The sequence below is a fragment of the Caulobacter sp. 17J65-9 genome (assembly GCF_010975005.1).
GTDB lineage: Bacteria > Pseudomonadota > Alphaproteobacteria > Caulobacterales > Caulobacteraceae > 17J80-11.
Window position 1 is genome coordinate 1 of sequence record NZ_JAAIVC010000233.1, and the last position, 4,424, is coordinate 4,424.

At 70.5% G+C, this 4,424-nt stretch carries 3 protein-coding genes; all 3 read right to left on the reverse strand.

Annotated elements, in window-relative coordinates:
• Positions 1–307 precede the first annotated feature (307 nt).
• Entirely contained in the window at positions 308–2,938 is a 2,631-nt protein-coding gene (gene pepN, locus G3573_RS20310; protein ID WP_163263486.1) for an aminopeptidase N, read from the reverse strand.
• 86 nt (positions 2,939–3,024) lie between these two features.
• Positions 3,025–4,158 carry a membrane dipeptidase gene (locus G3573_RS20315; protein ID WP_163263487.1) on the reverse strand — a complete coding sequence of 378 codons (1,134 nt, stop codon included), beginning with the start codon at positions 4,156–4,158 and terminating at the stop codon, positions 3,025–3,027.
• Positions 4,159–4,233: 75 nt separating this feature from the next.
• A partial coding sequence (locus tag G3573_RS20320) for a hypothetical protein (RefSeq protein ID WP_163263488.1) occupies positions 4,234–4,424 on the reverse strand: 191 nt, incomplete at its 5' end.

Genomic DNA, 4,424 nt, shown 5'->3' on the forward strand with positions numbered 1-4,424 from the left:
CAGCCGGGCGGCGGCCAGTTCGGCGCGGGCGTTCAGCTCGGTGCGCGCGGCCGGGCGGGCCTCGCTCGGCACGCCGTAGAGCTCTCGGGCGTAGAAGACGGTGGCGGCGGTCAGGCCCAGCGCGGCGCACAGCACGGAGACGCGAACCCAAAGGGGTACAACCGCGCCGTGGCGCGTCGCCAGGTCGTCACCCGACCTGCGGTACTCCTGTGAGCGGCCGCGGCCAACCACCGGCAGCTCCCCCCGATTCCCACTCCGGATCCGAGGTTAAACCAGAGGTTTCACACCTGTCGACAGGCGAACCGCCTCACGTCTCCAACGCCTTGGAGGCGAGTTCGCGAACATTGGCCGAAAGACCGGGGTGGGCGAGGATGCGGGCGAGCTCGCCGCGCATCAAAGCGCCCAGTTCCGGACGGTAGCGGCGCCAGCCTCCGAGCGGCTCGACCAGGCGCGCGGCGGTCATCGGATTGAAGGCGTCGACCGCCAGAATCTGGTCCGCCAGGAAGCGGTAGCCGGCCCCCGACGAGTCGTGGAAGCGGTAGGGATTGCCGCTGGCGAAGGTCTGCACCAGGGCCCGCAAACGATTGGGATTCTTGGCGTCGAAGGCCGGGTGCGAGGCCAGTTTCTGCACCCGCGCGACCGCGTCGGGCGCCGAGGTGCGGGCCTGGACGGAGAACCATTTGTCGACGACCAGCGGCTCGTGCCGCCAGCGCTCGTAGAAGTCGTTCAGCACCGTCTCGCAGGCCAGCCCGCCGATCTGCACCAGGGCGTTCATCGCCCCCATGGCGTCGGTCATGTTGGTGGAGGCGTCGTAGTGAGCCCGCGCCCGGTCGGTGTCTTCCTGCAGGCCGACCGAGGCCAGCAGGTCCAGCACGCCGTTGCGCAACGAGCGCCGACCGGCCCCGGCCGCGTCGGGCGAGAACGGCCCGGGATCGGTCAGGCCCTCGTGCAGGCGCTCCAGCTCGGCGCGCAGGCGCGTGGCGATGGTCGCCCGCAGGGTCTCGCGCGCGTCGTGCAGGGCGGCCGGGTCGGCCGGCGACATGCACAGCGCCAGGTCCTGCTCGATGGGCGGCGACAGCAAGAGCGCCTTGAAGGCCTCGTTCGAGGACTGGTCGGCCAGGGCGCGTCCGACCGCGGCGGCGTAGCGGGCCTCGCCCTCCAGGTCGGCGCGGCCCTCGGCGCGGGCCAGGATCAGGTCGCGGGCCAGGTTCTGGCCGGCCTCCCAGCGCGCGAACAGGTCCGGATCCGACGCCAGGCGCACGAAGCGGTGCTCGTCCGGCGCGTCGGTCGACAGCACGACCGGGGCCGAGAAGCCGCGCCCCGGCGACACCACGGGCGGCCGCTCGACGCCGGTCAGGCGCACGGTCTGGTCGGCGGATTCCAGCACCAGCACGTATTCCTGCACGGGCGCGTCGGCGTCCGGCGGCACGAAGCTCTGGGGCCGGCCCTCCTCGTCCAGCAGGCCGATCCGGATCGGCACCGGCAGGCATTCCTTGTCCGGCTGGCCGGGCGTGGGCGGGGTGGTCTGGGTCAGGCGCAGGTCCACCGCCTTCGCGTCGGCGTCGTAGTCGACTTCCAGGTGGACCTCCGGCGTGCCGGCCTGGGCGTACCAGAGGAAGAACTTCGACAGGTCGCGCCCGGTGGTCTCGGCGAAGACGCCGACGAAGTCCTCGACCGTCACCGCGTGGCCGTCGAACTTGTCGAAGTAGACGTCCATGCCGCGCCGGAAGTCCTCCGGCCCCAGCAGGGTGCGCAGCATGCGGATGATCTCCGAGCCCTTCTCGTAGACCGTCGCGGTGTAGAAGTTGTCGATCTTGAAGTAGGTGGTCGGCCGGGCCGGGTGGGCCAGCGGGCCCTGGTCTTCAGGAAACTGGCGCGCGCGCAGCGCCTTTACGTCCTTGATCCGCTGGACCGCCGCGCCGCGCATGTCGGCCGAGAAGCCCTGGTCGCGGAAGACGGTCAGGCCCTCCTTCACGCACAGCTGGAACCAGTCGCGGCAGGTGATCCGGTTGCCGGTCCAGTTGTGGAAGTACTCGTGGGCGACGACGCTCTCGATGCGCTCGTAGTCGACGTCGGTGGCGGTCGACGGGTCGGCCAGCAGCAGCGAGGAGTTGAAGATGTTCAGGCCCTTGTTCTCCATCGCCCCGAAATTGAAGTCGCGCACGGCGACGATCATGAACAGGTCGAGGTCGTACTCGCGGCCGTAGGTCTGCTCGTCCCACTTCATCGACCGCTTCAGCGCGTCCATGGCGTAGGTGGCGCGCTCGGCCTGGCCGAGGTCGACATAGACCCGCAGGTCGATGTGGCGGCCGCTCATGGTGGTGAAGCTGTCGCTCAGCACGTCCAGCTGGCCGGCGACCAGGGCGAACAGGTAGCAGGGCTTGGGGAAGGGATCGCGCCAGACGGCGTAGTGGCGACCGCTCTCCATCTCGCCCTGCTCGACCAGGTTGCCGTTGGAGAGCAGGTGCGGATAGGCGGCCGTCTCGGCCTCGATGCGCACCATGTAGCGGGTCAGGACGTCGGGGCGGTCCAGGAACCAGGTGATCTTGCGGAAGCCCTCGGCCTCGCACTGGGTGCAGAAGCGCCCGCCGGAGATGTAGAGGCCCTCCAGCGCCGTGTTGCCCTGCGGGTCGATCTCGACCTCGGTCTCCAGGATGAAGTCGTCGGGCGCGTCGTGGAGGGTCAGGCCCTCGTCGGTGATGGTGAAGCCGGCGTCGCTCAGCGGCTCGCCGTTGATGGCGAACGAGATGGGCTTCAGCCGTTCGCCGTTCAGGAAGACCGTGCCGCCCGGCTGGCCTTCCTGGCGGCGCAGGTGCAGGCGCGCGAGCACGCGCGTGGCCGTCGGGTGCAGCCGGAAGGTCAGCTCCACCTCGTCCGCCACATAGGCCGTCGGGCGATAGTCGGCGAGGCGGACGGGCTGCGGCGTGTCGGTGCGCATCGAGGGCTCCTGGTGGAACCTCTCTCTATGGCTGGAGACGCCGCTTCGTTCCAGCTTGGCGGAACGACGGTCTCGCCGGGCGGCCTCTAGCCGCCCCAGCAGTCCCGGAAGACCCGCGCGAAGTTGCCGCCCATGATCTTCGCCACGGCACGCTCCCTGACGCCGCGCTTGAGCAGTTCGGCGGCGACGACCTTCATGCGGTCGGGGCTGTTCATGCCCTCGACGTAGGGCGGACGGCCTTCCTCGGGGGCGGCCACGCCGCGCTTCTTGCGGTCCGCGTTCTGTTCGTCCCAGCGCTTCATGCTCTCGGGCGAGGTGTCCCATCCGGTCAGGACGGCGTCGCTGCCGACCCCGACATGGTCCTCGCCGGCGACCTTCAGCACGTGCATCAGGTGGGCCATGTAGTCGTCGACGGTCGGCTGGCTGGGGCGCAGCGGGGTGATGAACGAGAGGTCGTAGATCCCGACCACCCCGCCCTTGTCGGCCACCGCCCGGATCGCCCGGTCGGACTTGTTGCGCGGATGCGGGTGGACGGCTGCAGCGCCCGTGTGGGTCAGCAGGGGCGGGCGCTTGTACACGCGGACGGCGTCCAGCGTCGTCCGCTCGTCGGCGTGGCTGAGGTCCAGGGCCACGCGGTTCGCTTCCATCGACGCGATCGCCTGGCGGCCGAGCTCCGTCAGGCCGGTGGCCTCCGCCGCCGGCGTCATCACCCCGCCGCCGAACGGCGAGGCGGTGTTGTAGCTGAGCTGCATCACCTTCACGCCCAGCGCCGCGAACTCGGCGATCCGCTCGGGCTTCCCGTCGAGCATCTCGGTCGTCTCGAACGACCAGATCAGGCCGACCGGCCCCTTGCCGCGCAGGGCCTCGATCTCCGCCATGGTCCGCACGTTGCGGTACACCGTCGGGTTCATCTCGGTGCACGTCTGGTAGGCGGCCAGGATCGTCTTGGTGTCGTCGTAGCCCGTGCCCGGGCCGACCACGGTGACCTTGGCCGCCGTCAGGGCCGAGCTCAGCACCTTGTCGGCCCATTCCTTGGGCAGCGGCGCGGAGTCGTCGATCGGCGGGGCCAGGTTGCCGTCGATGATCAGGCCGGTGCGGAACAGCCGTTCGACGACCGCCGCCGTGTCCTCGCCGGCCAGGGCGCGCCCGCCCAGAGCCGTCGCCGCGCCCAGTCCAAGCGCCGCGCCCAGGAGGCCGCGCCGGTTCATCGCCTCGATCATGGAAGTCCCCCGTCTCGTGCAGCGATGTCGCGGCGCGGAGGCGGGCGTGTCAAATGAACGATCGGTAGGGCGAGGCTAGCCGGTGAAGCGCATCAGGCGCGCGCGCAGGCGGTCGGCGGCTTCGCTTTCCTTCGGCTTGTCCGGCTCGAGCACGGTCGGCTCGACCTTCGGCCGGGCCGGTTGGGCGTCGATAATCGGCGCCTGTTCCTTGGCGTCGGGGGCGAGGTTGCGCATCGGCCGGGCGGAGCCGGCGGTCGGAACGGGGG

Coding starts and splice junctions, on each gene's coding strand:
- pepN (WP_163263486.1), bottom strand. CDS start 2,938: ATGCGCACCGACACGCCGCAGCCCGTCCGCCTCGCCGACTATCGCCCG.
- G3573_RS20315 (WP_163263487.1), bottom strand. CDS start 4,158: ATGATCGAGGCGATGAACCGGCGCGGCCTCCTGGGCGCGGCGCTTGGA.